The organism is Rhizobium sp. R339 (assembly GCF_002211395.1).
Lineage (GTDB): Bacteria > Pseudomonadota > Alphaproteobacteria > Rhizobiales > Rhizobiaceae > Rhizobium.
Map to the genome: position 1 here is coordinate 325602 of NZ_LOKV01000023.1, position 26042 is coordinate 351643.

23 protein-coding genes are annotated in these 26042 nt (G+C 62.6%); 3 read left to right on the top strand and 20 right to left on the bottom strand.

Annotated features, from left to right (window positions below):
- Nucleotides 1-78 precede the first annotated feature (78 nt).
- The 16 genes from ATY76_RS20870 to ATY76_RS20945 form a co-directional block, all read right to left on the bottom strand.
- Nucleotides 79-780, bottom strand: a complete 702-nt coding sequence (locus ATY76_RS20870) for a tRNA (guanosine(46)-N(7))-methyltransferase TrmB (protein ID WP_088676615.1) — start codon at nt 778-780, stop codon at nt 79-81.
- Nucleotides 777-2030 carry a methionine adenosyltransferase gene (gene metK / locus ATY76_RS20875; protein WP_088676616.1) on the bottom strand — a complete coding sequence of 418 codons (1254 nt, stop codon included), beginning with the start codon at nt 2028-2030 and terminating at the stop codon, nt 777-779. The genes ATY76_RS20870 and metK overlap by 4 nt, the downstream gene beginning before the upstream one ends.
- 178 nt (nt 2031-2208) lie before the next feature.
- The gene (locus tag ATY76_RS20880) at nt 2209-2628 is read right to left on the bottom strand and encodes a helix-turn-helix domain-containing protein (RefSeq protein WP_088676617.1); all 420 of its coding nucleotides are present in this window, start codon (nt 2626-2628) and stop codon (nt 2209-2211) included.
- A gap of 151 nt (nt 2629-2779) precedes the next feature.
- The gene (gene lnt, locus ATY76_RS20885) at nt 2780-4384 is read right to left on the bottom strand and encodes an apolipoprotein N-acyltransferase (protein ID WP_088676618.1); all 1605 of its coding nucleotides are present in this window, start codon (nt 4382-4384) and stop codon (nt 2780-2782) included.
- Between the two features lie 66 nt (nt 4385-4450).
- Nucleotides 4451-5596: a hemolysin family protein gene (locus ATY76_RS20890; protein WP_088676619.1), complete on the bottom strand. Its 1146-nt coding sequence runs from the start codon at nt 5594-5596 to the stop codon at nt 4451-4453.
- Entirely contained in the window at nt 5593-6108 is a 516-nt protein-coding gene (gene ybeY, locus ATY76_RS20895) for an rRNA maturation RNase YbeY (RefSeq protein WP_088676620.1), read from the bottom strand. Before ybeY ends, ATY76_RS20890 begins: the two co-directional genes overlap by 4 nt.
- Nucleotides 6108-7160 carry a PhoH family protein gene (locus ATY76_RS20900; protein WP_088676621.1) on the bottom strand — a complete coding sequence of 351 codons (1053 nt, stop codon included), beginning with the start codon at nt 7158-7160 and terminating at the stop codon, nt 6108-6110. Before ATY76_RS20900 ends, ybeY begins: the two co-directional genes overlap by 1 nt.
- Before the next feature lie 18 nt (nt 7161-7178).
- The gene (miaB, locus tag ATY76_RS20905) at nt 7179-8588 is read right to left on the bottom strand and encodes a tRNA (N6-isopentenyl adenosine(37)-C2)-methylthiotransferase MiaB (RefSeq protein WP_088676622.1); all 1410 of its coding nucleotides are present in this window, start codon (nt 8586-8588) and stop codon (nt 7179-7181) included.
- Between the two features lie 49 nt (nt 8589-8637).
- On the bottom strand, nt 8638-9435 hold the full coding sequence (locus tag ATY76_RS20910; RefSeq protein WP_088676623.1) for a 1-acyl-sn-glycerol-3-phosphate acyltransferase: 798 nt from the start codon (nt 9433-9435) through the stop codon (nt 8638-8640).
- A gap of 27 nt (nt 9436-9462) precedes the next feature.
- A complete protein-coding gene (locus ATY76_RS20915) occupies nt 9463-9891 on the bottom strand; it encodes a Fur family transcriptional regulator (RefSeq protein ID WP_088676624.1) in 429 nt (142 codons plus the stop codon).
- Nucleotides 9892-9975: 84 nt separating this feature from the next.
- Entirely contained in the window at nt 9976-10476 is a 501-nt protein-coding gene (locus ATY76_RS20920; protein ID WP_190233704.1) for an N-acetyltransferase, read from the bottom strand.
- Nucleotides 10473-11135, bottom strand: coding sequence for a tRNA (adenosine(37)-N6)-threonylcarbamoyltransferase complex dimerization subunit type 1 TsaB (gene tsaB, locus ATY76_RS20925; RefSeq protein WP_088676626.1), 663 nt, complete (start codon nt 11133-11135; stop codon nt 10473-10475). Before tsaB ends, ATY76_RS20920 begins: the two co-directional genes overlap by 4 nt.
- An 89-nt stretch (nt 11136-11224) precedes the next feature.
- On the bottom strand, nt 11225-11791 hold the full coding sequence (locus ATY76_RS20930; RefSeq protein WP_088676962.1) for a NifU family protein: 567 nt from the start codon (nt 11789-11791) through the stop codon (nt 11225-11227).
- 105 nt (nt 11792-11896) lie between these two features.
- Complete coding sequence (locus tag ATY76_RS20935; protein ID WP_088676627.1) at nt 11897-12388, bottom strand: universal stress protein; 492 nt, start codon at nt 12386-12388, stop codon at nt 11897-11899.
- Nucleotides 12389-12475: 87 nt separating this feature from the next.
- Nucleotides 12476-13540 (bottom strand): tryptophan--tRNA ligase, encoded by a 1065-nt coding sequence (gene trpS / locus ATY76_RS20940; protein WP_088676628.1) that lies wholly within the window; start codon nt 13538-13540, stop codon nt 12476-12478.
- 121 nt (nt 13541-13661) lie between these two features.
- The gene (locus ATY76_RS20945) at nt 13662-14057 is read right to left on the bottom strand and encodes a VOC family protein (protein WP_088676629.1); all 396 of its coding nucleotides are present in this window, start codon (nt 14055-14057) and stop codon (nt 13662-13664) included.
- Nucleotides 14058-14245: 188 nt separating this feature from the next.
- Between ATY76_RS20945 and ATY76_RS20950 the strand changes: the two genes are divergently transcribed.
- Nucleotides 14246-14674 (top strand): D-Ala-D-Ala carboxypeptidase family metallohydrolase, encoded by a 429-nt coding sequence (locus tag ATY76_RS20950; protein ID WP_088676630.1) that lies wholly within the window; start codon nt 14246-14248, stop codon nt 14672-14674.
- Between the two features lie 100 nt (nt 14675-14774).
- Here the strand turns inward: ATY76_RS20950 and murJ are convergent, their stop codons facing one another.
- From murJ to mutS, 4 genes are all read right to left on the bottom strand, one after another.
- Nucleotides 14775-16355, bottom strand: a complete 1581-nt coding sequence (gene murJ, locus ATY76_RS20955) for a murein biosynthesis integral membrane protein MurJ (protein ID WP_088676631.1) — start codon at nt 16353-16355, stop codon at nt 14775-14777.
- A gap of 10 nt (nt 16356-16365) precedes the next feature.
- A complete protein-coding gene (locus ATY76_RS20960) occupies nt 16366-19272 on the bottom strand; it encodes a [protein-PII] uridylyltransferase (protein ID WP_088676632.1) in 2907 nt (968 codons plus the stop codon).
- 115 nt (nt 19273-19387) lie between these two features.
- Entirely contained in the window at nt 19388-19663 is a 276-nt protein-coding gene (locus ATY76_RS20965; protein ID WP_088676633.1) for a hypothetical protein, read from the bottom strand.
- 10 nt (nt 19664-19673) lie between these two features.
- On the bottom strand, nt 19674-22400 hold the full coding sequence (gene mutS, locus ATY76_RS20970) for a DNA mismatch repair protein MutS (RefSeq protein ID WP_088676634.1): 2727 nt from the start codon (nt 22398-22400) through the stop codon (nt 19674-19676).
- A 113-nt stretch (nt 22401-22513) separates the two neighbouring features.
- Between mutS and ATY76_RS20975 the strand changes: the two genes are divergently transcribed.
- Nucleotides 22514-24799, top strand: a complete 2286-nt coding sequence (locus tag ATY76_RS20975; protein WP_088676635.1) for an NADP-dependent malic enzyme — start codon at nt 22514-22516, stop codon at nt 24797-24799.
- A 172-nt stretch (nt 24800-24971) separates the two neighbouring features.
- Complete coding sequence (locus tag ATY76_RS20980) at nt 24972-25961, top strand: helix-turn-helix transcriptional regulator (RefSeq protein ID WP_088676636.1); 990 nt, start codon at nt 24972-24974, stop codon at nt 25959-25961.
- The last annotated feature ends 81 nt before the right edge of the window (nt 25962-26042 follow it).

Sequence of the window (26042 nt, forward strand, 5' to 3'; positions counted from 1 at the left end):
GCCTAATTTTTGCGACGCTGCCTCAGGGGCCAATCGCCGTTGGTGCTGTGCCTGTAACTGCCCTTTAGCCGCCGACTCTCAGATTTTCCTGAACGTCAGATAGGCCGACGACCGGCCCTCGCGCCGCGCCTTGGCCTCGTAGCGGGTGCTCGGCCAGCCCTCGTAAGGCGTCAGCCAGTCTGCGGTATTTTCAGCCAGCCAGTCGAAGCCGCCGTGGTCGCGGCATTTGAGCAGCGTCCAGTTCACATAGGTATCGATGTCTGAGGCGAAGCAGAACAGGCCGCCGGGCTTCAGCACGCGGTGAAAGCGGTCGAGATTGGTTTTCGAGACGAAGCGCCGTTTCCAGTGCTTCCGCTTCGGCCAAGGGTCGGGATAGAGCAGGTCAATCTGGTCGAGCGAGGCGTCCGGCAGCCAGTCGAGCAGCTGCGTCGCGTCGTCATTATAGACGCGGATGTTCTGCGTTCCGGTCTGGCCGGCGCGCGCGAGCAGCTTCTGCATGGAATTGACGAAGGGCTCGACGCCGATGAAACCGGTGGACGGCGTCTCAAGCGCGCGGTGCATCAGATGTTCGCCGCCGCCGAAACCGATTTCCAGCCGCAATGTCTCGACCGGAACCGGAAAAAGCGAAGTCGGCGGCTCCGGGGGAGCCGCCGAGAGATCGATGAGGAATGCCGGCAGCAGGCTGTGCAATGTTTCGGCCTGCTGTTCGCGCAGGGCCTTTCCCTTGCGGCGACCGAAGAAGGCTTCGGTCGCCCGGCCCCGGCGTTCCATATCCGTCATGCAGCAGCCTTGGTCTTGACCGCTTCCTTGAGGGCCTTCACCAGGTCGGTGCGCTCCCAGGAGAACGAGCCGTCACGGCCGGCCTTGCGGCCGAAATGGCCGTAAGCCGAGGTCTTGGCGTAGATCGGCTTGTTGAGGTCGAGGTGGCGGCGGATGCCCGACGGCGACAGGTCCATATTCTCGCGGATCGCAGCTTCGATCTGGTCTTCCGAAACACCCTTGCCGGTGCCGTGCAGATCGACATAGATCGACAGCGGCTGAGCGACGCCGATCGCGTAGGAGAGCTGGATCGTGCAGCGGTCGGCGAGGCTGGCGGCGACCACGTTCTTGGCGAGGTAGCGAGCGGCATAGGCGGCCGAACGGTCGACCTTGGTCGTGTCCTTGCCGGAGAATGCGCCGCCGCCATGCGGAGCGGCACCGCCGTAAGTGTCGACGATGATCTTGCGGCCGGTAAGGCCGGCGTCGCCGTCCGGTCCGCCGATGACGAACTTGCCGGTCGGATTGATGTACCACTTGCAGTCTTCAGCAATCTTCAGTTCGCCGAGCGCTTCGCGGATATAGGGCTCGACGACCGCGCGGACCTTCTTGGAATCCCAGCTGTCGTCGAGATGCTGGGTCGAAAGCACGATCGACGTCACTTCCGACGGCTTGCCGTCAACGTAGCGTACGGTCACCTGGCTCTTGGCGTCGGGGCCGAGCTTGGCGACTTCGCCGTCGCCCTTCTTGCGGGCCACCGCGAGCAGCTGCAGGATCTTGTGCGAGTAATAGATCGGCGCCGGCATCAGGTCCGGCGTTTCCTTGCAGGCGTAACCGAACATGATGCCCTGGTCGCCGGCGCCCTCGTCACCCTGCTGGTCGGCGGCGCTGTCGACGCCCTGGGCGATGTCGGCCGACTGCGAGTGCAGGAGCACGTCGATCTTCGCCTTCTTCCAGTGGAAGCCGTCCTGCTCATAGCCGATATCCTTGATGGCGCGGCGGGCGGCGGCCTTGAACTTGGACGGATTGATGACGTCCTTGCCGTCCTTGTCCTTCTTCATCAGGCTCGGCGGCAGGCGGACTTCGCCGGCGATGACGACGCGGTTGGTCGTTGCCAGCGTTTCGCAGGCAATGCGCACGCCCCAGGGATTGACGCCCGTTTTGGCCGCTTCGCGGTAGACCAGGTCGACGATCTCGTCGGAGATGCGGTCACACACCTTGTCCGGATGACCTTCGGCAACAGATTCGCTGGTAAAGAGATAATTCGCGCGCATTCCGGGATTCCCCTCAAAGAACAAAAGCTAGCTAGTAGGTACTCAGTTCAGGGGCTGATGACAAGCGTACAACGACATAAATATATCTTTATATCTGCGGCAAAGTGACAAATTTTGCCCTAAAACAGCAAAAAAGCGGCCTTTCGACCGCTTTTCGAATTTCTGCAATGAAGATGGCTCAGTCGGAGTCGGCTTCGGCGGCAAGCGCCTTCACAAGCTCCACAACCTTGCGACGGACCTTGGGATCGGAAATCTTCACGAAGGCGCGATTGAGCTGCAGGCCTTCCGAGGAGGAAAGGAAATCGACGACGTAATTCGAGCTGGAGGCTTCCGCCATGCCGCCGATGGCGCCGGAATGTTCGCCCGGCGCATCCTCGAAGAAGAAGGACACCGGAACATTGAGAATGCTCGAAATGTTCTGCAGGCGGCTTGCGCCGACGCGGTTGGTGCCTTTTTCGTATTTCTGAATCTGCTGGAAGGTGATGCCCAGGCTCTCGCCAAGCTTTTCCTGACTCATGCCCAGCATCGTGCGGCGAAGGCGAATGCGGCTGCCGACATGAATGTCGATCGGATTCGGCTTCTTCTTGTTTTCAATCATGGTCGTGCCCTAGCTACGAATTTCAACCTGTTTCTAACCGGCATGCCCCTGATCCATCCCAAAACGCCACGTTGTAAGCGGTGGGAACCCACCGATTAACATACGTTAAGAACGCCGATTGACACTACTATGCAATTTTAGGGGTTTTTGGTCAATTCAACCCTGAAATAAAACCTGCGCGTGAAATTAGTGCAATCAAAATCAACAGCGCCTCAATCAACCAGAAGTATGTTTGATGGGGGAATGTTGTCCCGAACCCATTGCCGAGCCCATCAACAGTTGCATCAATAAAGCCGGTCTCACCAAGATCGAGGCCCGCAACAATTTCTCCATGCGCGTTCACCAAGGCCGAAATGCCGTTGTTGGCGTCGCGAATCAGCGGCAGGCCGGTCTCGATCGCCCGCACCCGCGCCTGCTGGAAATGCTGATAGGGGCCGGGCGTGATGCCGAACCAGGCATCGTTGGTGATATTGAGGAGCGCATTCGCGTCTTTGATGTCGCCGGTCATTTCGCCGGGAAAAATGATCTCGTAGCAGATCAGCGGATAGAGGTTGAGGCCGCCGGGCAGCGCCAGCAGATGGCGGGTGGCGGCGGCCGAAAATCCGCCCGGAATCTCGACAACGTTCTGGATGCCGAGTTCGGTGAGTACGTCCTCGAAGGGCAGATATTCGCCGAAAGGCACGAGATGCACCTTGTCGGAGGCGGCGATGATCTGGCCGCGGCCGTCGATCACGTAGATGGAATTGTAATAGCGCACCGGCGTGCCGGGCCCCATCTCCTCGGCGCGCACGGCGCCGGCGATCAGGATCTGGTTGTCGTCGAGCGTGTCGGCGATCCGCGTCAGCGCATCCTGGTTGTCAGTCAGGATGAACGGGATCGAGGTTTCCGGCCAGACGATGATATCAGGCTTGCGCCCGCCATTCTGAGGCGCTTCGGCCGAAAGCTTCAGATGCGTTTCGAAAATCGCATTGCGGTCGGCGTCGTTGTCCATCTTCGCCGACTGGTCGATGGCTGGCTGCACCAGCCGCACCACCGGCCGCTTGTCCTCGGGCAGGGGTTGCGGCCGCGGCGCGAGATAGAGGGCATAGGCGCCGTAACCGAGATGGGCGCCAAACAGCGCGACGGCAAGCGCGATGCCCGGCAGCACGCCTTGCCGTGTTCCCGCAAGGGCAGGGGCGGAAAAGACGAAGACGGCAAGGGCCGTCACTCCCATCGCGCCGATCACATGCGCCGACTGCATCATCAGCGGAACGGGCATCATGCCGTAGCCGACGGCGTTCCAGGGGAAGCCGGTGAGGATCGTGCTGCGAAGCCATTCAAAGAGCCCGAAGGCTGCCGCAAGCGCGGCGATCCGCCCCAGGCCGTCCGACCAGAAGATGCGGGCAAGCGCGGTCGCCAGGCCGTAAAAGATCGCAAGACAGGCCGGCAGGCCGAGGATGGCGAGGGGCAGCGCCCAGACGAATTCGTCCGAATCGACGAGCAGCGCGTGGCCGAGCCACCAGAGACCGGCGACGAAATAGCCGAAGCCGAAGAGCCACCCGACGGTGAACGCCGGCCACAGCCGGCCGATCAGACTGCTTTCAGGCGAAGCCGCTGCCCCGTCGATCAGCCAGACGAGCAGCGTGAAGGACAAGAACATCGCCGCGAAGAAGCCGAAGGGCGGCAGCGCCAGCACGGCGAATGCCCCGGCGAAGACGGCCAGCAACGACCGTTTGAACCCCCAGACGAGGATAACCCTGTCCGCAAGCCGCTCCATGCGCACTCCCATCAAGCCGCGAATCAACCCATCCGCAGTCTTTCAAAAAAGCGGCTCTTTGTCCTGTCAGTTGGCAGTCGATTCGGCCGGCCTGTCGTCGCCGACCTCGGAACCGGGGCCGATGTCGCCGTCCGCCTTGGCGCGGCGGCGGATGGCGTGACGCTTGCGGGTGATGCGCAGCCGCTTGATGCGGCGCGGATCGGCATCGAGGATGTGGAACTCGAAGTTCGGCAGCGCCTGGACGACTTCGCCGCGCACCGGGATGCGGCCGAGGGCGGAGAAGATCAGGCCGCCCAGCGTATCGACCTCGTCGACCTGCTCGCTGATATCGAAATCCGGCCCGATCGCTTCGGCGATCTCTTCCAGTTCGACGCGGGCATCGGCGAGGAAGACGTCTTCGGCGACGCGCTTGAACATCACCTCTTCGTCGTCATGTTCGTCGTCGATGTCGCCGACCACCATTTCGACGATGTCCTCATGCGAGGCGAGACCGTCGGTGCCGCCATATTCGTCGATAACAAGCGCCATCTGGGTGCGGTTCACCTGCATGCGGCGAAGCAGGTCGGATGCCAGCATCGACGGCGGCACGAACAGGATCTTGCGGATGATGCCGGCTTCGGCCAGCGTTTTCTGCAGATCGACACGGGCGAGATCGAAATTCGGCTTGGCCGAGCGCGGCGGCTTCTGGATGTTCTCGGGCGCGACCTCGATGGCCGGCGTTGCGGCGGCCGGCTTTGCCGGGTTACGGCGCTTGTTGCGCGCCTGTTTGGCGACATAGGAAAGCAGGTCGCGGATATGCACCATGCCGCGCGGATCGTCGAGCGTGTCGGCATAGACGGGCATGCGCGAACGGCCGGATTCCTCGAAGAGGATCATCAACTCGCCGATGGTGATGTTCTGGTCGACCGCCTCGATATCGGCGCGCGGCACCATCACGTCGGCGACACGCACCTCGCGAAAGCGCAAGATGTTGTGCAGCATCGCCCGCTCGTCGGGCGAAAAGGCGTCGTCGCCGGCCGCATCGGTCATCAGCGCGTCGGCGAGGTCCTCGCGCAGCCGCGAACCTTGTTGTGGGCGAAGGATGCGCGCGGCGCGCGACCAGAAGGATTGGGGTCGGCCGGATGGCCGACTACTACTGCCCGCCTCGTCTGAGGAAGAGGATGGCTCGGAGTCCTTGGCGTCTGCCGCCGGCTTCGTCGTAAAGTCGCTCATGGTTCCATTTTAAGGTCTTGACCCTCGTAAGGATCAGATAGGCCGAGCTGCGCTAAAATGCGAGTCTCCAACCCCTCCATAATTTCGGCTTCGGCACTATTCATATGGTCGTAGCCGAGAAGATGCAAGAAACCATGGACCAGAAGATGCGTCAGGTGGTCGTCGAAACTCTTTTCGAGCTCCTGGGCTTCCCGCTCCACGGTCTCGCGGGCGATGATGATGTCGCCAAGCATCGGGCCCGGCATCTTGCCGGGCTGAACCGGAAAGGCCGGGAAGGAGAGCACGTTGGTCGCCTTGTCCTTGCCGCGCCATTCCGCATTGATGTCCTGGATCGAGGCATCGTCGGTAAACACCAGAGAAACCTCGGGCGGCATCTGCGGAAAGGGCTGTTTCTCGCTGTCACGCAGATAGACCGCGGCCGCCCCGAGAACGCGGTCGCAAAACGACAGCAGCGTTTCCTCCCCGGGCCAGCCGATGTCCTCGACGCTGATCTGGATGTCGAGTTCGGCCATTAGTCCTGCCGGCTGACGTCTTCGGCTTCGACGGCATAGGTGGAATCATAGGCCCTGACGATGCGCCCGACCAGCGGATGACGCACGACGTCGGTATCCTTGAAGCGCACGATCGAGATGCCCTCGACGCCGTTCAGAAGCTGCAGGGCCTCGACGAGGCCGGATTTGACGCCGCGCGGCAAGTCGATCTGGCTGGGGTCGCCGGTCACGATCATACGCGCGTTTTCGCCGAGGCGCGTCAGGAACATCTTCATCTGCATCGACGTGGTGTTCTGCGCTTCGTCGAGGATGATCGCGGCATTGGCGAGCGTGCGGCCGCGCATGAAGGCGAGCGGCGCGATTTCGATGACGCCGGCGGTGATTGCCCGGTCGACCTTGTCGGCGGGGATCATGTCGTAAAGCGCGTCATAGAGTGGGCGGAGATAGGGATCGACCTTTTCCTTCATGTCGCCCGGCAGAAAGCCGAGGCGCTCACCGGCTTCGACCGCCGGACGCGACAGGATGATCTTTTCGACCGCGCCGCGCTCCAGAAGCTGGGCGGCGTGCGCGACGGCGAGATAGGTCTTGCCGGTGCCGGCAGGACCGACGCCGAAGACGAGCTCGGCGCGCTCCAGCGCCCTGATATAGGCGTCCTGCGTCGGCGTGCGCGCGATGATCGTCCTCTTGCGGGTGGAAATCTGCGCCATGGTCAGCTTGGCCTTGCGCTCCATTGTGGGAAGGCTGAGCTGATCGTCGGCGGCGACCGCCATGCGGATTGCGCCTTCGACGTCGGATCGTTCCACGCTGCCGCCCTTCTGAAGCTTTTCATAGAGATAATCGAGCGTTCGCCGCGCCTGGTTGGTGGCCACGACGTCGCCCGTGATGACGACGGAATTGCCGCGCGCCCGCGCATCGATGTTGAGCCGCTCTTCGAGCAGCTTGAGATTCTGGTCGAACTGGCCGAAGAGCTCGCTGGCGAACCGATTGTTCTCGAACGTCAGGACGAAGTGATTGGTGTCGCTCGGCGTGCGGGGGTGGCGCGGTGAAGAAGAAACCAATTCTTGTCCATTCAAGCGGTCGGGCTCCTTGGGTTAAACCGCAGCCTCTGCGCGTTCGGCAAACAGGCTGTTGGTTCCGGTTCCGGTGATTCGCACTTTAATAATGTCACCGATTTGCGATGCTTTTGCATCAACATTCACAGACTGAAGCCAGGGAGAACGTCCGATCAGCTGGCCGGCCATGCGGCCGGGCTTTTCGAGCAACAGATCGATCTCCTTGCCGATGCAGGATTCGGCAAATTCCTGCTGCTGCTTCAGGAGAAGCGCTTGCAGGCGTTCCAGCCGTTCTGCCTTGGTTTCTTCCGGCACCTGATCCTTCAGTTCCGCACCGGGTGTGCCCGGCCGAGTCGAGTATTTGAACGAGAAGGCCTGCGCATAGCGCACCTCCTCCACAAGTCTCAGTGTATCCTCAAAATCCGCGTCTGTCTCCCCCGGAAAGCCGGTAATGAAATCGCCCGACAGCGCGATGTCGGGCCGCACCGTGCGGATGCGCTCGATCAGGCTGAGATATTCGGCTGCCGTATGGCGCCGGTTCATTGCCTTCAGGATACGGTCTGAGCCCGATTGCACCGGCAGGTGCAGGTAGGGCATCAGCGCCCGGAGGTCGCGATGGGCCTCGATCAGCCGGTCGTCCATGTCGCGCGGATGGCTTGTGGTATAACGCAGCCGCGCAAGGCCGGGGATCTCGGCGAGGCGGTAGAGCAGGTCGCCGAGGCTCCAGGCTTCGCCGCGCGGCCCGGCGCCGTGCCAGGCATTGACGTTCTGCCCGAGCAGGGTGATCTCGCGCACGCCGCCCTCGACCAGCTTTTCGGCTTCCTCGACGATCTGGGAAACCGGCCGCGACACTTCCGAGCCGCGCGTGTAGGGCACGACGCAGAAGGTGCAGAACTTGTCGCAGCCTTCCTGCACCGTCAGGAAGGCGGTGACACCGCGGGCGCGGATCTTCCGGCTTTCGGCGATCGGCAGATGCTCGAACTTGTCCTCGATCGCATATTCCGTATCGACCACCCGACGGCCCTCTTTGGCCTGGCGCAGTGCTTCCGGAAGGCGATGATAGGTCTGCGGGCCGATGACGACGTCGACGGCGGGCGCGCGGCGCAGGATCTCCTCGCCTTCGGCCTGGGCGACGCAGCCGGCAACGCCGATCATCATCTCCCGGCCGTCCGCCGCCTTCTTCTTTTTCATCTCGCGCAGCCGCCCGAGCGCCGAATAGACCTTCTCGGCGGCCTTCTCTCTTATATGGCAGGTGTTGAGGAGAACGAGGTCCGCCTCTTCCATATCTTCCGTCGGCTCGTAACCGTCGCGGGCGAGGGCATCGCTCATGCGCGTGGAATCGTAGACGTTCATCTGGCAGCCATAGGTCTTGATGAAGACCTTGCGGCTGTTGCTGCCATCGCGGAGCGTCTGCTCCGGGGCCTGAAGAAGGGCGCTGTCCTGTGTCATGCCCGGCTATTTAGTGGTTTTTGCGGCCTGAGAAAATCGAAATCTTGCTTCAGGAAATTTCCCGCCCGCGCAGGCAGCTGTTCAGGAGGTTGCGGATACGCAGGGCGATCGTCGCGCTCACCTCCTTGCGGTTGGTGTCGGCGCGGTATTCCACCGCCTCACCGAAGGAAACCTCGGCATCGATGGCGCCGCATCGTACGATGTCGATGAGATGCGGCAGGAGCTCGATATCGCCCGGCCAGGCGGCGAGCGGCCTGTGATAGCGCCCCATGGCGATGCCGTGCACCCTGGTATAGGCAATTGCCACCGGTTGCACCACGACCGTTCCGGTCGGAGAGTAAGGCACGGCCATCGCGGCGGCGCCGAACAGCGAGGACTTGACGTCCAGCAGCCGATTGCCGTCCGACGTCGTGCCCTCGGGAAAGAGCACGACGATCTCGCCGTCGGCCATGCGCCCGGCGATCTCGTTCGCCTGGTGTCCGGTCTTGCGCCTTTCCTCGCGCACGACGAAGACGCTTTTCTGCAGCTTGGCGAGCGTGCCGAAGATCGGCCAGTCGGCCACTTCGATCTTGGCGATGAAGGCGACGTCGGCGACGGCCGACATCACCATGATATCCATCCAGGACGAATGATTGGAGCAGAGCATCAGCGGCCGGCGGTTCTCCAGCCTGCCGCTCACGCGGATGCGGATGCCGAGGCAATAACAGACGATGCGGTGCCAGATGCGCGGAAGCCAACGGCGCAGCCGCCAGTCGAAACGCAGGGCCAGCAGCTGCAGCGGGATGAGCGCGATGCTGACGACGAAGATGACGACCGCGGCGAGGGCGATGCGCAGCCAGGCGATCAAATGCCACTCTCCCTGGCTGCCATTGCTTCAGCGTTCTTCGTTTTTCAACGGAATGCCGTAGAGTTCCAGGCGGTGGTCGACCAGCCGGAAGCCGTGTTCGCGGGCAATGCGCTCCTGCAGCGCCTCGATCTCGGGCGAACGGAATTCGATCACCGTACCGTTCTTCAGGTCGATCAGGTGATCGTGATGTTCTTCCGGAACCGTTTCATAGCGTGAGCGCCCGTCGCGGAAGTCATGGCGGGCGATGATGCCGGCATCCTCGAACAGTTTGACGGTACGATAGACGGTGGAGATCGAAATCTTCGCATCGACCTTCACAGAGCGACGGTAAAGTTCTTCGACGTCGGGATGATCTTGTGAGTCTTCCAGGATCCGCGCGATCACGCGGCGCTGCTCGGTCATGCGCATGCCGCGTTCGGTGCAAAGCTCCTCGAGGGTCTTGGCTACATCAGGCATGGCCCGCCTTCAAAAAGATATTCGTCTTGCGACAAGACAGGACGGCGTTCGTGCCGACCTGCATGTCATCTCTCTGTCAGGGAACTACCTAAGAACGCGCTTCATGACAAGCGCCGTGGAGAGGGCGCCGTTCTCCTGCTTGTAGTAGCCCTGACGCTCGCCGACCTTTTCGAAGCCGAGCTTGCGATAGAGGCCAAGAGCTGCCGTATTGCCGTTGTCGACCTCGAGAAACATGGTCTCGCCGCCGCGTGCGCGCGCTTCCCGCATCGCCGCCTGCATCAGCCGCCAGCCGAGCCCGGAGCGGGCGGCCTTGGCCTGCACGGCGATCGTCAGGATTTCCGCCTCGCCGGCGACCTCGCGTGCGAGGATGAAGCCCGGAAGCGGCTTTCTCAAGATGGCGTTGGTCTGGCGCGCGACGAAGCCGAACACCGTTTCCTGCGAAAGCAGGCTATGGAACTCGCCGTCGCCCCAGGGGCGCGCGAAGCGTTCGCCATGCAGGACAGCGACATCGCGGCAATCCTCGGGCTCCATGGCGATGATTTCGAATTCGGGCTTCAGCGTCAGATAGGCTTCCAGCATCGTCATACTCGTCGCGCAATCGCATACCCGGCCTGCGGTTTGGCATCGGGTCCGCGCAGATAAAGGGGCTTCGGCTTTCCGGCATCGGGGGAGGCGGCAGCACCGAGGCGCGCCACGATGGAGATCGGGAATCTATTGGCGTAATCGCCGTCAGTGCCGGGCTTCAGGAGCGGCGTCGCCGATCCGGTGATCTCGCCGTCGAAGCCGGCCGCAAGAGCCTGGGCTTGCGCGACGCTCAACGCCCGTGGTTCATCGAGCGGCGAGCCATCGGCTGCGAAGGGCTGCAGGTAGATTTCGTCCCGCTTGGCGTCCATGGCCGCGAGAACCGCGCGGCCGGGCGTCTTCTCGCGCCGGGCAGCGGCCATGACTTCGAGCGTGGTGACGCCGACGGCAGGCACGTTGAGGGAGAGCGCAAAACCGCGGGCTGCGGCGACGCCGACGCGGATGCCGGTAAAGGAGCCGGGGCCGATGGTGACGGCCAGGCGGTCGATATGAGAAAGCGTCACTCCGGCCTGATCCAGCGCGCGGTCGACGATACCAATCAGATGTTCAGCATGCCCCTTGCCGATCATGTCCGATGCCTCCCCCAGCACCGTATTCCTGCCGCTGTCATAGACGGCGGCAGCGCAATCCACACCTGCCGTGTCGAGCGCCAGAACGATCATGCCATCAATTTCCGAATAAACTATTGTCGCCTATTCATAAATCCCTCTGGCCGAACCTGACATGAACGGCCGGAGAAAACTCCGGATTCTTAAGCGGCGATCACTTCCTGCACTTCCGGGACGAAATGGCGCAGCAGGTTCTGGACGCCGTGCTTCAGCGTTGCCGTCGAGGACGGGCAGCCGGAGCAGGAACCCTTCATGTTCAGATAGACTTTGCCGTCTTTGAAACCGCGGAAGGTGATGTCGCCGCCGTCTTGGGCAACGGCCGGGCGCACGCGGGTTTCGAGAAGCTCCTTGATGGTCAGCACGATGGATTCATCGCTCTCGTCGAAGAATTCTTCGTCGGCATCGGCATCTTCGGAGAGGATGGAGGCATCGCCCATGACGGGCTTGCCGGACATGAAATGCTCCATGATCGAGCCGAGGATAGCCGGCTTAAGATGCTGCCATTCGGCATTGTCCTTGGAGACGGAAATGAAGTCGTAGCCGAAATAGACGCCGGTCACGCCAGGAATATCGAACAGGCGAGCCGCAAGCGGCGAGGCCTGCGCCTCTTCGGCGCTGCGGAATTCGGCCGTGCCGTTTTCCATCACCACCTTGCCCGGCAGGAATTTCTGCGTGGCGGGATTGGGTGTGGCTTCGGTCTGAATGAACATCTGGATCTCCATGCGGCAGGCCCGTGACCTCAGCCGACTTTAGAATTCTTCAAAAGAAAATAAGCCCAATGCGGGCTCTATTCAAGAGACTTGTACTCAAGATTCTCAGCAGAGCGCGTCGATTTCCTCGTTGGTCAACGTATCCGGCAGCACGGTGACCGGGATCGGAAAGGCGGCGGCACGGCCGGCGACCGATGAAACCAGAGGCCCTGGGCCTTCCTTCGCCGAACCGGCGGCAAGAACCAGGATTGCCACATCGCGGTCTTCTTCGATCATGGCGTTGATCTGCTCGGCCGCGCTGCCCTCGCGGATGACGATCTCGGGCTCGATGCCGATCGTTTCGCGCACGATCTGGGCAATCTTGGCGACCACCGCCTCAGCCTCCTCGCGCGCCTCGGCCCGCATGATCTCCTCGACGCCGAGCCATTGCTGGAAATCGCCGTCCGGGATCACGTAGAGCAGCACGAGGCCGCCATTGGAATTCTTCGCGCGCCGGCCGGCATAATGAACGGCGCGCTGGCATTCGGGTGTACCGTCGATCACTGCCATGAATTTGCGGCGATGACCTTCGAGCCGTGAGAGTCGCTTCGATACCATGGAGCGGACTCTGACACCCGAAGCGAAAAAATTGCAAGCTCAGTTTTTGCTCCTCTTGCCCCAGCGGAGAGAAGAGGAGATGCACCCTCAGTAGAGGAAGCCGATGACGTCGCGCACCTGCTTCATCGTCACTTCGGCGCGCTCCCTTGCGCGCTCTCCGCCCCTGCGCAGGATGGCGTCGATATGGCTGGTGTCGTCCATCAACCGGCGCATCTCGCCGGTGATCGGCGCAAGCACATGGATCGCCAGATCGACCAGCGCGGGCTTGAAGACGGAGAACTGCTGCCCGCCGAATTCGGCAAGCACTTCGGTCTTCGACTTGTCGGCGAGAGCTGCATAGATCGCCACCAGATTATCCGCCTCGGGACGGCCCTGCAGCCCATCGATCTCGCTCGGCAAGCCGTCCGGATCGGTCTTCGCCTTGCGGATCTTCTTCGAGATCGCCTCCTCGTCGTCCATCAGATTGATGCGCGAGAGGTCGGAGGGGTCCGATTTCGACATTTTCTTGGTGCCGTCGCGCAACGACATGACGCGCGGCGCCGGTCCGCCGATCAGCGGTTCCACCATCGGGAAATAGGCATGCACCGGCTCATCGCCGACGGTGATGTCGACGCCATAACCGGTCCTTCGAATATGCTCGGCATAATCGAGGTTGAATTTCATCGCGATATCGCGGGCGAGCTCGAGATGCTGCTTCTGGTCCTCGCCGACAGGCACGTGGGTGGCGCGATAGACGAGGATGTCGGCGGCCATCAGGCTCGGATAGGCGTAGAGGCCGAGCGAAGCCTGCTCGCGGTCCTTGCCGGCCTTGTCCTTGAACTGCGTCATGCGGTTCATCCAGCCGATGCGGGCGACACAGTTGAAGATCCAGGCGAGCTCCGCATGCTGCGGCACGGCCGATTGATTGAAGACGATATGTTTTTCCGGATCGATGCCGGCGGCGATGAAGGCGGCTGCGATCGAACGCGTCTGGCTCGGCATGTCCTCGTGGACGAGCTGAGCGGTGAGGGCATGCATGTCGACGACGCAATAGATGCAGTCGTTGCCTTCCTGCAGCGCCACGAACCGGCGGATCGCGCCGAGATAGTTGCCGAGATGCAGATTGCCGGTCGGCTGCACGCCGGAGAATACGAGTTTCTTGAATTCGCTCATGTCGTCCTCAATAGGCTGGTGGAGGGCCCACAGCTTTGGTTTGCTGCATGGCAGCAGGGCTTTTCGCCCATGTTGTTAACGCCGCGGCTTATGCACGGGCAACCCGTCGCAATCAAGGGGTTCAGGCTGCGGCATGCTGGATCAGGTCGAAGCTGTTGCCATAGGGATCCGCAAAGACCGCCACCGTGCCGTAAACCTCATGCCTCGGCTCTTCCAGAAAGCGCACTCCGGCCGCAAGCATTGCGGCATGATCGCGGGCGAAATCGTCGGTCTTCAGAAAGAAGCCCACGCGGCCGCCCGTCTGATTGCCGATCGCCGCCCGCTGTGCATCGTTTGCCGCCTGCGCCAGCAGAAAGGCCGCGCCATCCCCGCCCTTCGGCTTCACCACCACCCAGCGCTTGCCCTCCGGCTGCGCCTCGTCCTGAAGGCAATCGAAACCAAGCGCATCGCAATAGAAGGCCTTGGCGCGGTCGAAATCGTCGACGACGAGAGTGACGAGAAAAAGCGACTGCATCATATGATCTCCTGGATTTGGACGTTTATTCCATTTCGAGGCGGCTGAGCCCCAGATTTTAAGCCAAATTGATCATTTGATTTAGCTATAATTGAGTATAAAATTTCACAGAAAAGCTTTTATTGAACTGAAAATCTCCGGGCGCACGTTTGGCGGCCCGCAGGCCGCCGTGCCAACCGCTCGGAGGGACCATGCAGAACGCCAGTTTGCTCGTCATGGCAGGCCTTTTCGCCCTACAATCAGCAACCAATGCCGTCGGTCAAGACGCCAAAAGGCATGCCGTTCATCTTCCCAAGCATGAGGCGCGCCTCGCCTATGCGGTCCAGACCGTCAGTGTTCGCGCCGGCTGTTTTCCCACGCGCCTGAGGGCGATCCTGTCCCATATCGCGGCAAAGACGGGACGCCGGCCGATCGTCACGTCCGGCCACCGGCCGCATCCGCGCCGCCACGGCTCCCTGCATGGAAAATGCCTGGCCGCCGATATCAGGGTTCCCGGCCTCTCCGAGCGCACGATCATTGCCGCCGCAAGAAGCGCGCCCGGCATCGGCGGCATTGGCAGCTATTGCAACGGCATCGTTCATGTCGACGTCGGCCCGCAGAGGCGATGGGTTGATTGCTAAAGCATGTCGCGCAAAAGTGTGCCGCGGTTTTGCGATAACGACATGCGCGAAAGGGAAAAACTAAAGCGCGGGCAGCGAATCTGAAAGATCGCGTCGCGCTTTAGCCGTCCTTTGCCGGTGCCGGCTTTCGGTTCAGATTGCGGCGGATCATGCCGAGATCGGCGCCGCCGATCAGGAAGGCGGCGGCGAAATAGATCAGCATGCTGATCGCAATCAGCAGCCCGAGCGTGCCGATCTTGGTCAGAAGCGGCGCGCCGGACGCCAGCCAGGGTGCGAAATATTGCTTCAGGAAGACGATGGCCGCACCCATGACCGCAGCGGCGATGACGAGCAGCGCGGCGCGCTTGGCCAGCGCCCATTCCCATGTCAGATGGCCGCGGCGCAGAAGCGTGGTGAACAGCAGCACGGTGCTGATCCAGCCGGCGGTGGCTTCGGCGACCGCAATGCCGGGCGCGCCCATATAAGGGAAGAGGGTGAGCGCGGTGGCGCAGTTGGTCGCAACCGCAATCGCCGAGAAGCGCATTGGCGTCTTGGTGTCCTCGCGGGCATAGAAGCCGGGCTGCAGCGCCTTGATCAGCACGAAGGCAGGCAGGCCGATGCCGTAGATCGCCAGGATGGCGCCGACGACGGCGGTGTTTTCCTGATGGAAGGCGCCGCGTTCGTAAAGCACGCGGATGATCTCGTCGGAGAGCATCCAGAGCGCGCAGGCGGCGGGGATCGTCAGGAACAGCACGAATTCGATCGAGCGGTTCTGCAGGTTCGCCGCCTCGCGCAGCGCGCCGCCCTTCAGCGCCCGGGCAAGCTCCGGCAGCAGCACCACGCCGACGGCGACGCCGACCACGCCGAGCGGCAGCTGGTAGATGCGGTCGGCATATTGCAGCGCCGCGATCGCGCCGTCGCGCGAGGAGGCGATCGCCTGGCCGATCAGCTGGTTGATCTGGGTGATGCCGCCGGTGACGGCGGCCGGCACGGCGAGGATCAGCAGCCGCTTGACGTTCGGCGTCATCTTCGGGAAGCGGAAGCCGATGCTCATGCCGGCCGCCAGCACGCCGACATAGACGACGGCGAGCTGCAGCACGCCGGCGACAAGCACGCCCCAGGAAAGATACCAGGCGGTCGCCAGCGGGTCGGCACCGGTATAGAGCGCATAGAACAGCGCTCCGATCATCACCACGTTCAAGAAGACGGGGGCGATGGCGGCGGCGAAGAAATGATGCAGCGAATTCAGCATGCCGCTCATCATCGCCGTCAGCGACATACACATGAGATAGGGGAACATCACGGCCGCCATGCGGATCGTGATCGAGAATTTCTCGGGGTCGTCGGCGAAACCCGGCGCGATGACGAAGCGCACCAAGAGCGGCATGCAGAGCTCCATCACGATGGTGATGAGGAGCAGCACCGAAAAGAGCACGCCGAAGACTTCTTCGGAAAAGCGCTTGGCCCCATCCGTGCCGTTCGCCTCGATCTCCTTGGCAAAGAGCGGCACGAAGGCGGCATTGAAGGCGCCTTCGGCAAACAGCCGGCGAAAGAGGTTCGGAAAACGGAAGGCGGCGTAGAAGACGTCGGCCATCGGCCCGGTGCCGAGTGCTGCCGCCATCAGCGTTTCACGGGCGAAGCCGAAGATGCGGCTGCCGAGGGTTGCGCCGCCGACGGTCGCGAATTTCTTGACGAGGCTCATGCTTGGGGGCTCATGCGGGAGAACCGGCTTTCTTGTCGGTGGGTGTAGAGGTCCGGGCGGTGGCGGCAGGTGCGATGATGCCGGAGGGCATGCGCTCGCGCAGCTCGTCCTCCTCCTCGGCCATGACGGCCTTCATCCGGGCGGTGATGTTGGCGCGCTTGCTGTCGCCGGAAATCTTCTGTCCCACAAGATCGGTGACATAGAAGGTGTCGATCACCTTTTCGCCGAAGGTGGTGATGCGGGCCGACTGGATGTCGAGCGACAGATCGGAGAGCACGGCGGTGATCTCCGAGAGCAGTCCCGGCCGGTCGAGGCATTCGACCTCGATGACCGTGAATTTGTTCGACAGGCTGTTGGTGATGTTGACCGACGGCGGAATAACGAAGGCCTTGCTTTTCTTGCGGTTGCGCGTGCGCGTGGCGATGACCTCGGGCAGGCGCTTGCGGCCGGACAGCACGTCCTCGATCATCCGCCCGATCGTCGCCGCGCGGCGCAGCTCGTCCGCATCGTCGGTGAATTCGCGGCTGACATGGATCGTGTCGAGCGCGCGCCCGTCCGAAGTCGTGAAGATCTGCGCATCCACGATGTTGGCGCCGGCCGCCGCACAGGCCCCGGCGATGACGGCGAGCAGGCGCGGATGGTCGGGCGACAGCACGGTAATCTCGGTGATCGCGTGGAAGCTGTCGGTCCGCACCGTGGTGGCGAGGGCCTGTCCTGCCTTGTCCGCCTGACGGATGAAATGGGCGTGGCGGAGCTGGTCTTCCAGCGGCACGGAGAGCAGGTAGGGCTGGTAGTGCAGCTTGGTATAGGTGTTGCGGTCCTTCTGGCTCCACTCGGCAAGTGCCGCGCGTAGCGCGTCGGCCGCCGCATTGGCCCGCTCCTTGCGGGAGACTTCCGAAAAGCCGCCGGCGAGCAGCAGCTCGGTTTCGTAATAGAGCGTGCGCAGAAGCTGGCCCTTCCAGCCGTTCCACACGCCGGGCCCGACGGCGCGGATATCGCAGATGGTCAGGATCAAGAGCATTTTCAGCCGGTCGAGCGACTGCACGCGGTCGGCGAAATCCGTGATCGTCTTGCGGTCGGTGAGGTCGCGGGTCTGCGCCACCATCGACATCGTCAGATGTTCCTCGATCAGCCAGACGACGATCTCCGTCTGCTTCTGCGACAGGCCGAAGCGGGCGCAGAGCTTGCGGGCGACGCGGGCGCCGGCGATCGAATGATCCTCCAGCCGGCCCTTGGCGATATCGTGGAGCAGAACGGCGACATAAAGCGCCTCGCGGTCCTCGATATTGGGCATCAGCTTGTTGGCGAGCGGATGCAGATCCTCGGATCGCGCCCCGTCGATCTCTGAGAGAACCTCGACGGTGCGTATCAGATGTTCGTCGACCGTATAGTGGTGATACATGTTGAACTGCATCATCGCGACGATCTTGCCGAATTCGGGGATGAAGCGGCCGAGCACGCCGGCCTCGTTCATGCGGCGCAGGATGAGCGCCGGATCGCGCTTCGACGTCAGGATCGACATGAAGAGCCGGTTCGCCTCGTCGTTTTCCCGGAGCTTGTTGTCGATCAGGGCCAGCGAACGGGTGACGCGCTTCAGCGCATCCGGATGAAATTCCAGCCCGTTGATGTCGGCGACGTGGAACAGCCGGATGATGCTGATCGGATCGCGTTTGAAGACCTCGGCGTCGGCCAGCGCGATGCGGCCGCGGTCTTCGACGAATTCGACGCTGCCGGCGATCTTGCGGTTGCGGTGGGTGAAGCGGCTGATGACGCCGGTCAGGCCCGGGATCGACTTCGCCTGCTGGTCTTCCAATGCGGCGCAGAGAATGCGGGTCAAATCGCCGACGTCCTTGGCGACGAGGAAATAGTGCTTCATGAAGCGCTCGACCGCCGAAAGGCCGGGACGGGTGTGGTAGCCGAAGGCTTCGGCGATCTCGCGCTGGATATCGAAGGACAGGCGCTCCTCGGCCTTGCCGGTGAGGAAGTGCATATGGCAGCGCACGGCCCAGAGAAAATCGTCGGCTTTCTCAAGCAGCCGGTATTCGTGCTTCGAGAGCACGCCGAGCTTGACCAGCTCCGCCTGATCGCGCACGTGATAATAATATTTCGAAATCCAGAACAGCGTGTGCAGGTCGCGAAGCCCGCCTTTGCCTTCCTTGACGTTCGGTTCGACGAGGTAGCGCGTGTCGCCTGCCTTGCGATGGCGTTCGTCGCGTTCGGCAAGCTTGGCGGCGATGAATTCAGGACCGGTGCCGGTGACGATTTCCTTGTCGAAGCGGGTCTCCAGCTCCGTTTCCAGCCGATGCAGGCCGCAGATGTAGCGCATCTCCAGAATGGCGGTGCGGATCGTCATGTCGGACTTCGAAAGCGCGATGCATTCATCCACCGTACGGGTGGCATGGCCGACCTTGAAACCCATGTCCCAGAGCACGTAGAGCATGAACTCGACTGCCTTGTGCGTCTCGTCCGCCGGCCGCGGCAGAAAGAGGAACAGTAGGTCGATATCGGAGCCCGGCGCCAGCGTGTCGCGGCCGTAGCCGCCGACGGCGGTGACCGCGAATTTGTCCCGCTGCTGCGGAAAGACGTGGGTGATGGCGAAATTGTAGAGGACGGCAATGATCTGGTCCTGCAGCCAGGAAAGCCGGTAGGCGCAATTGAGCCCGCCGCCGTCGGCCATAAGGGCGGCGCGCGCTTTCTGCCGGCCTTCCGCGCTTGCCTTCTTCAACGCGGCGAGAAGATCTGCACGCATCACGTCCGGCCGGTTGCGATTGGCTTCGGCGACGGCATCACACTGCTTCTGCAGGAGCTCGGCGTCGAGGATCTGGGAGAAATCGAGGTCGCGCATCGCTGTCACAGGGGCGGTTTCCTGTTCATTCCGGGCTGCCGGTTCAGGGCTTTCCGCTTGTTTCGTTTGCATGCGCTATAGCCTCTTTGCCCGATGAATGACACGGGCCTTGATACTGCATGAACCTTTAAATTTGGCGAAATGGTGTTGCCATGCTGCGATGCGGGACGCTTTGACGCAAGAAGCCTCAAGCGGCGGTCTGCGCTTGCAGCGCGTACAGCACCTGCCGGGTTTCGCTCAGGATCTCCTCGAGCGTCTGCTTATCGCATTCGCGATAGCCTGCCATGGCGATCGAGGTCGCGAGCTCGGATATCATAGCGCAGGAGCGTGTGATTTTCAGCAATCCGATCGGCGATGTCCAGCCGCGCGCATTGCGGTCCTTGTCGGCGCGCCGCATCGTGTCGAGCATGGAGCAGATGAGCGAGAGGCGCTGCGTTTCGCGAACCAGCTTCTCCATGAACATGGGCGCGCTCCTATTTCAGCTTCTTCTTGAGATCGTAAAGCGCATCCAGCGCCTCGCGCGGCGTCATGTCGTCAAGGCTCATCGCCTTCAGCGTCTCCTCGACCTTGGACGGACCGCGCGCCGTCTCCTCGCGGCGCACTGCCACCTGGAAGAGCGGCAGGTCGTCGATCAGCTGGCTCGCCGGGTTCTTGCGGTCGGCATCCTCGAGCCGCATGAGGACGTCGCGGGCGCGCGCCACGACCGAGGCCGGAAGCCCGGCAAGGCGGGCGACCTGGATGCCGTAGGAGCGGTCGGCCGCACCCGGGCCGACTTCGTGCAGGAAAATGACGTCGCCGTCCCATTCCTTGACGCGCATCGTGGCGTTCGATAGCCGGCCAAGCTTTTCCGAAAGCACCGTCAGCTCGTGGAAATGCGTGGCGAAAAGGCCGCGGCAGCGGTTGGCCTCGTGCAAATGCTCGACGGCAGCCCAGGCGATCGACAGGCCGTCGAACGTCGCCGTGCCGCGGCCGATTTCGTCGAGGATGACGAGGGAGCGGTCGCTTGCCTGGTTGAGGATCGCAGCCGTTTCCACCATCTCGACCATGAAGGTCGAGCGCCCGCGCGCTAGGTCGTCGGAGGCGCCGACACGCGAGAAAAGCCGATCGACGACACCGATATGGGCTGATCTCGCCGGCACGAACGAGCCCATCTGCGCCAGGATCGCGATCAGCGCGTTCTGGCGTAGGAAGGTCGATTTACCGCCCATATTGGGACCGGTCAGCAGCCAGATGGCGCCGTCCTTGTCGCCGTCCTTCGGCGAGAGATCGCAATGGTTGGCGACGAAGGGGCCGCCCGCCTGCCGTCGCAGCGCCTGCTCGACCACGGGATGGCGGCCGCCCTCGATCGCAAACATCTTCGAGCCGTCGACCTGCGGCCGGCAATAGGCCTGCTCTTCGGCGAGAAGCGCAAGGCCCGCTGCGACATCGATGACGGCGAGCGCCCGCGCGCCCGATTTGATCGCCTCGGCTTCAGCCACCACGGCCGCCATCATCCTGTCGAAGGCTTCGAGCTCGATTGCGAGCGCCCGGTCGGCGGCATTGGCGATGCGGCTTTCGAGAACGGCAAGCTCGGTGGTGGTGAAGCGCATGGCACTCGCCATCGTCTGGCGGTGGATGAAGCGGGCCTTTGCCTCGGCCGTATCGGTCATCGGCCCGGCATTGCCGGCGGTCACCTCGATGAAATAGCCGAGGATGTTGTTATGCTTGATCTTCAGCGACCTTATACCGGTTTCCTCGGCATATTGCAGCTGCAGGCCGGCGATGACACGGCGCGACTGGTCGCGCAGCGCCCGGACCCCGTCGAGTTCGGCATTGGCGCCGTCGCGCAGGAAGCCGCCGTCGCGCTTCAGGAGCGGCAATTCGTCGGAAAGCGTCTCGGTAAGCAGCTTTTCGAGCGCCGCCGGAAGGGCCTGTAGCCCGGCGAGCGCCTCGCCGAGTTCTTCGGGCAGCATCGCCTTGTCGAACATCTCCGCGATACCGGCGGCCGCGCCGAGGCCCTGGCGGATCGCCGAGAGATCGCGCGGGCCGCCGCGGTCGAGCGCCAGGCGGGAGAGCGCCCGCGGCATATCAGGCACGTGTTTCAGCGTGTCGCGCAGGTTGCCGCAGAGCGAGGGTTCGTCGATCAGAAAGCCGATCGAATCGAGCCGGGCATTGATGCGGCCGGGATCGGTGAGCGGCGACATCAGCCGTTCGGCGAGAAGCCGCGCGCCGCCGCCGGTGACGGTCCGGTCGATCGCCTTCAGCAGCGAGCCGTTGCGATCGCCGGAAAGCGTGCGGGCAAGCTCGAGATTGGCGCGCGTGGCCGGGTCGATGAAAAGCGTCGAGGCCGCGCTTTCCCGCTCCGGCTTTCCGAGCGGCGGCCGCTCAGCGATCTGCGTCTTCTCGACATAGGCAACGGCGGCGGCGGCGGCCGCAAGCTCGGCGCGCGAGAAGGTGCCGAAGCCGTCGAGCGTGGCGACGCCGAAGTAACGGGCGATCCGGCCCTCGGCGCTGGCGCTGTCGAAGAGTACCGCTGGCTGCGGCACGGCAGTGCGGCCGAGCACGTCGAAGACCGCCTTCAGTTCCGGATCGTGGAAGATCGTGTCGGGTAGGATCAGTTCGCGCGGATCGATGCGCAGAATATCGGCGAGCAGCCGCGATGCTTCCGTCTCGGCCAGCCGGAAGACGCCGGTGGAGATATCGATCCAGGCAAGCGCAAGGGCCGGTTCGGCCCCGCCGCGAATACGGGTCAGCGCCATTAGATAGTTCGATTCCGAGGGCGAAAGCAGCTTTTCCTCGGTGATCGTGCCCGGCGTGACCAGGCGGACGACGTCGCGCTTGACGACGGATTTGCCGCCGCGTTTCTTGGCTTCGGCCGGATCCTCGATCTGCTCGCAGACGGCGACGCGGAAACCGAGGGAAATCAGCTTCTGCAGATAATCGTCGGCCGCGTGCACCGGAACGCCGCACATCGGAATGTCCTGGCCCATGTGCTGGCCGCGCTTCGTCAGCGTGATGCCGAGCGCGCGGGCGGCTTCCAGCGCGTCCTCGAAGAACAGCTCGTAAAAGTCGCCCATGCGGTAGAAGAGAAGCGAATCCGGATTGTTCGCCTTGATCTCTATATATTGCTCCATCATCGGCGTGGCCGAGGCGCGGCTTTCCGCCGTAGCAAGCTCGGCAGCCGAAAAGGCTTCGTTCCCGGTATCTATTCGTGCGTTCACGGAGGTGCAGTTTTTCCCAAAAAAACAGGTGCCAACCCTATCCGCCCGCCGCTATAGATGACAACAGCATTTGAGGAAGAGCAAAGCGTCGCCCACAGGACGTTGGAGGATATATGCCCGATATCGATAAGAAGGATCGTCCGGTGACCTCGGTGACCGACCAGGAGGCGCTCGATTTTCACGCCATGGGCCGCCCCGGCAAGCTGGAGATCAACCCGACCAAGCCGATGGCGACGCAGCGCGATCTCTCGCTCGCCTATTCCCCCGGTGTCGCCGTCCCCGTCAAGGCGATTGCCGCCGATCCGCAGACGGCCTACGACTATACGGCGCGCGGCAATATGGTCGCCGTCATTTCCAACGGCACTGCCATTCTCGGCCTCGGCAATCTGGGTGCTCTCGCCTCCAAGCCGGTCATGGAAGGCAAGTCGGTGCTCTTCAAGCGCTTTGCCGACGTCGATTCCATCGACCTCGAGATCGATACCGAAAACGTCGACGAGTTCATCAACTGCGTGCGCTTCCTCGGCCCGTCCTTCGGCGGCATCAATCTGGAAGACATCAAGGCGCCGGATTGCTTCGTCATCGAAAGCCGCCTGCGCGAGCTGATGGACATTCCCGTCTTCCATGACGACCAGCACGGAACGGCAATCATCGCCGCCGCCGGCCTGATCAACGCGCTGGAGCTGACCGGCCGCGACCTGAAGACGACGAAGCTCGTCTGCAACGGGGCGGGAGCGGCGGCGATTGCCTGCGTCGAGCTCATCAAGGCGATGGGTTTTGCGCCTGACAATATCATCCTCTGCGATACCAAGGGCGTCATCTACCAGGGCCGCACCGAGGGCATGAACCAGTGGAAGTCGGCGCATGCGGCAAAGACCGATGCGCGTACGCTGGAAGAGGCGATGAAGGGTGCGGACGTCATTTTCGGCCTGTCTCAGAAGGGCGCCTTCTCGGCCGATATGATCCGCTCGATGGCCGATCGGCCGATCATCTTCGCCATGGCCAATCCCGATCCCGAAATCACCCCGGAAGAGGTGGCCCGCATCCGCGACGACGCCATCATGGCGACGGGCCGCTCGGATTATCCGAACCAGGTCAACAACGTCCTCGGCTTCCCCTATATTTTCCGCGGCGCGCTGGATGTCCGCGCTTCGACCATCAACGACGAAATGAAGATAGCAGCCGTCAAGGCCTTGGCAAATCTTGCCCGCGAGGACGTGCCCGATGATGTGGTCGCCGCCTATCAGGGGAACCGGCCACGTTTCGGGGCGCAATACATCATCCCCGTTCCCTTCGACCCGCGACTGATCTCGGCGATCCCGGTCGCGGTCGCTGAAGCCGCGATCGAAACCGGCGTCGCCCGCAAGGTCATCACCGACATGGCGGGTTACGCCCGCGAACTCTCGGCGCGCCGCGATCCGATCGCCTCGACGCTCGCGAGCCTCTATGAGCGCGTGCGCCGCCGCCCGAAGCGGATCGTCTTTGCCGAAGCCGAGGAGGAGCAGGTCCTGCGGGCTGCGCTCTCCTACGCCAATCAGCAGCTCGGCACCGCCATCCTGCTCGGCCGCGAAGACCTGATACGTGCGACGGCCGAACGCGCCGGCATCGATCTTAACCGGCCGGGCCTGGAGATCGTCAATGCCCGCATCTCTACCCGCGTCGAGGCCTATATCGATTATCTCTATGCCAGGCTTCAGCGGCACGGCTATCTCCATCGCGATGCCCAGCGCCTGATCCACAACGACCGCAACCACTTTGCCGCCACCATGGTGGCGTTGGGTGACGCCGACGGCATGGTCACGGGCATCACCCGCAACTATTCGACCGCCCTCGAGGATGTGCGCCGCTGCATCGACGAGAAGCCCGGCCACCGCGTCATCGGCGTGTCGCTGGCGCTCTGCCGCGGCCGCACGGTCTTCGTTGCCGATACGGCGGTGCATGACATGCCGACAGCGGAGCAGCTTGCCGATATCGCCGAGGAGGCCGCCGGCCTCGCCCGCCGCATGGGCTATCAGCCGCGCGTCGCGATGCTCGCCTATTCCACCTTCGGCCATCCCTCGGGCGAACGCTCCGAGCGGGTGCGCGAGGCGGTGAAGATCCTCGATAAGCGCCGCGTCGATTTCGAATATGACGGCGAGATGGCGGCCGACGTCGCGCTGAACCGCAAGGTGATGGAACAATATCCCTTCTGCCGCCTTTCCGGCCCCGCCAACGTGCTCGTCATGCCGGCCTTCCACTCGGCCTCGATCTCGACCAAGATGCTGCAGGAACTCGGCGGCTCGACAGTGATCGGCCCGATCCTTGTCGGCCTCGACAAGGCGGTGCAGATCACCTCGATGGGTGCCAAGGACAGCGACATCGTCAACATGGCGGCGATCGCTGCCTATGGGGCAGGTTCGTAAACTCGCCTCTGCCGATTCGGATTTAGCGCCCGGCCGACAGCACGTCGGCCGGGCGCGCCTTTTTGTGGCTTACTCGCCGAGGATATGGTTGAAAGCGTCCATCCGATAAGTCATACTTTTGATACGGTGCGCGCGGCATAAAATTGATATTTCATCAGCCTTTTGGATTCCCATGCCGGAAAATGCATCCCCGAATTTCACCGCCCGGTTTCAGGGCACAACCTTCGACGATATGGTCGAGGCTCTGACCAAGGGGTTCGGTTCGTTCGACGCATGGCGGAATGGTCGAGACAAACCACTCGAATGGAAAGTCGGGTTTTGGGGTGATGAGAGGTTGTCGCTGGTCAGCAACCAGGATTCCGGCGGCTGGGGTGCAAGAACGGCACATGGAACGCCGGAAACGCTGGCAATCATCGTTCCGCGCACGGGGGCTCTCGACGTATCGTTTGGCCGGACTGTGGTCGAAGCTACGCCGGGGCGGCTGTTGTTGACGAACAATCTCGAGCCAGAACGGGTTTCCGTGAGGGCGGCGCCTCACCGGTCGGACACACTCAGTCTGAGTTGGGCGATCTTGGCTCAGACCGTCGCCGCCGTATTGGAGACCCCGCTGACCGGGTCAATGGACTTGGCGCCGGTCGTTGATCGGTCCACGGCAGCGGGACAGATGATCGGCAATCTCGCGCACACGATGATCATCGGCATGCGCAACAACGGCCCGCTGCTTCACTCGCCAATTGCCATGTTGAATCTGATCCAGGCGTTTGCCGATCTCGTGGTGCGGTTGGTTCCTCATCGGCTCTCGCATCTTCTCGACAAGAAAATCCACCTGATCGCGCCTCGCCACGTCCGTCGTGCAATTGAATTTATGCAAGCGAACATCGCACAGCCGTTGACAATGCATAGTGTCGCGGAGGCGACAGGCATTTCCATTCGCGCTCTTGAAGTCGGTTTTCGCGCCTTCAAGGGAACCACGCCGTCCGCTTACCTCAGGACGATCCGCCTGCAAGCGGTCCGGGAGGATCTGCGCGACCCTTCAAACCGGCAGCCGTTGCGGGATATCTGTTTGAAGTGGGGGTTTTTCCACTTTGGCCGTTTCGCGGCGATCTATCGGGCGGCCTATGGAGAGAACCCGTCGGACACGAGAAGGCGATCCGATATATAAGGCGCCGATCGGAAGTCCTGGCGGGTTTCCGCCAGGACTGAATGCTTCGATCAGACCAGGAAAACTCTAAAGCACGTCGCG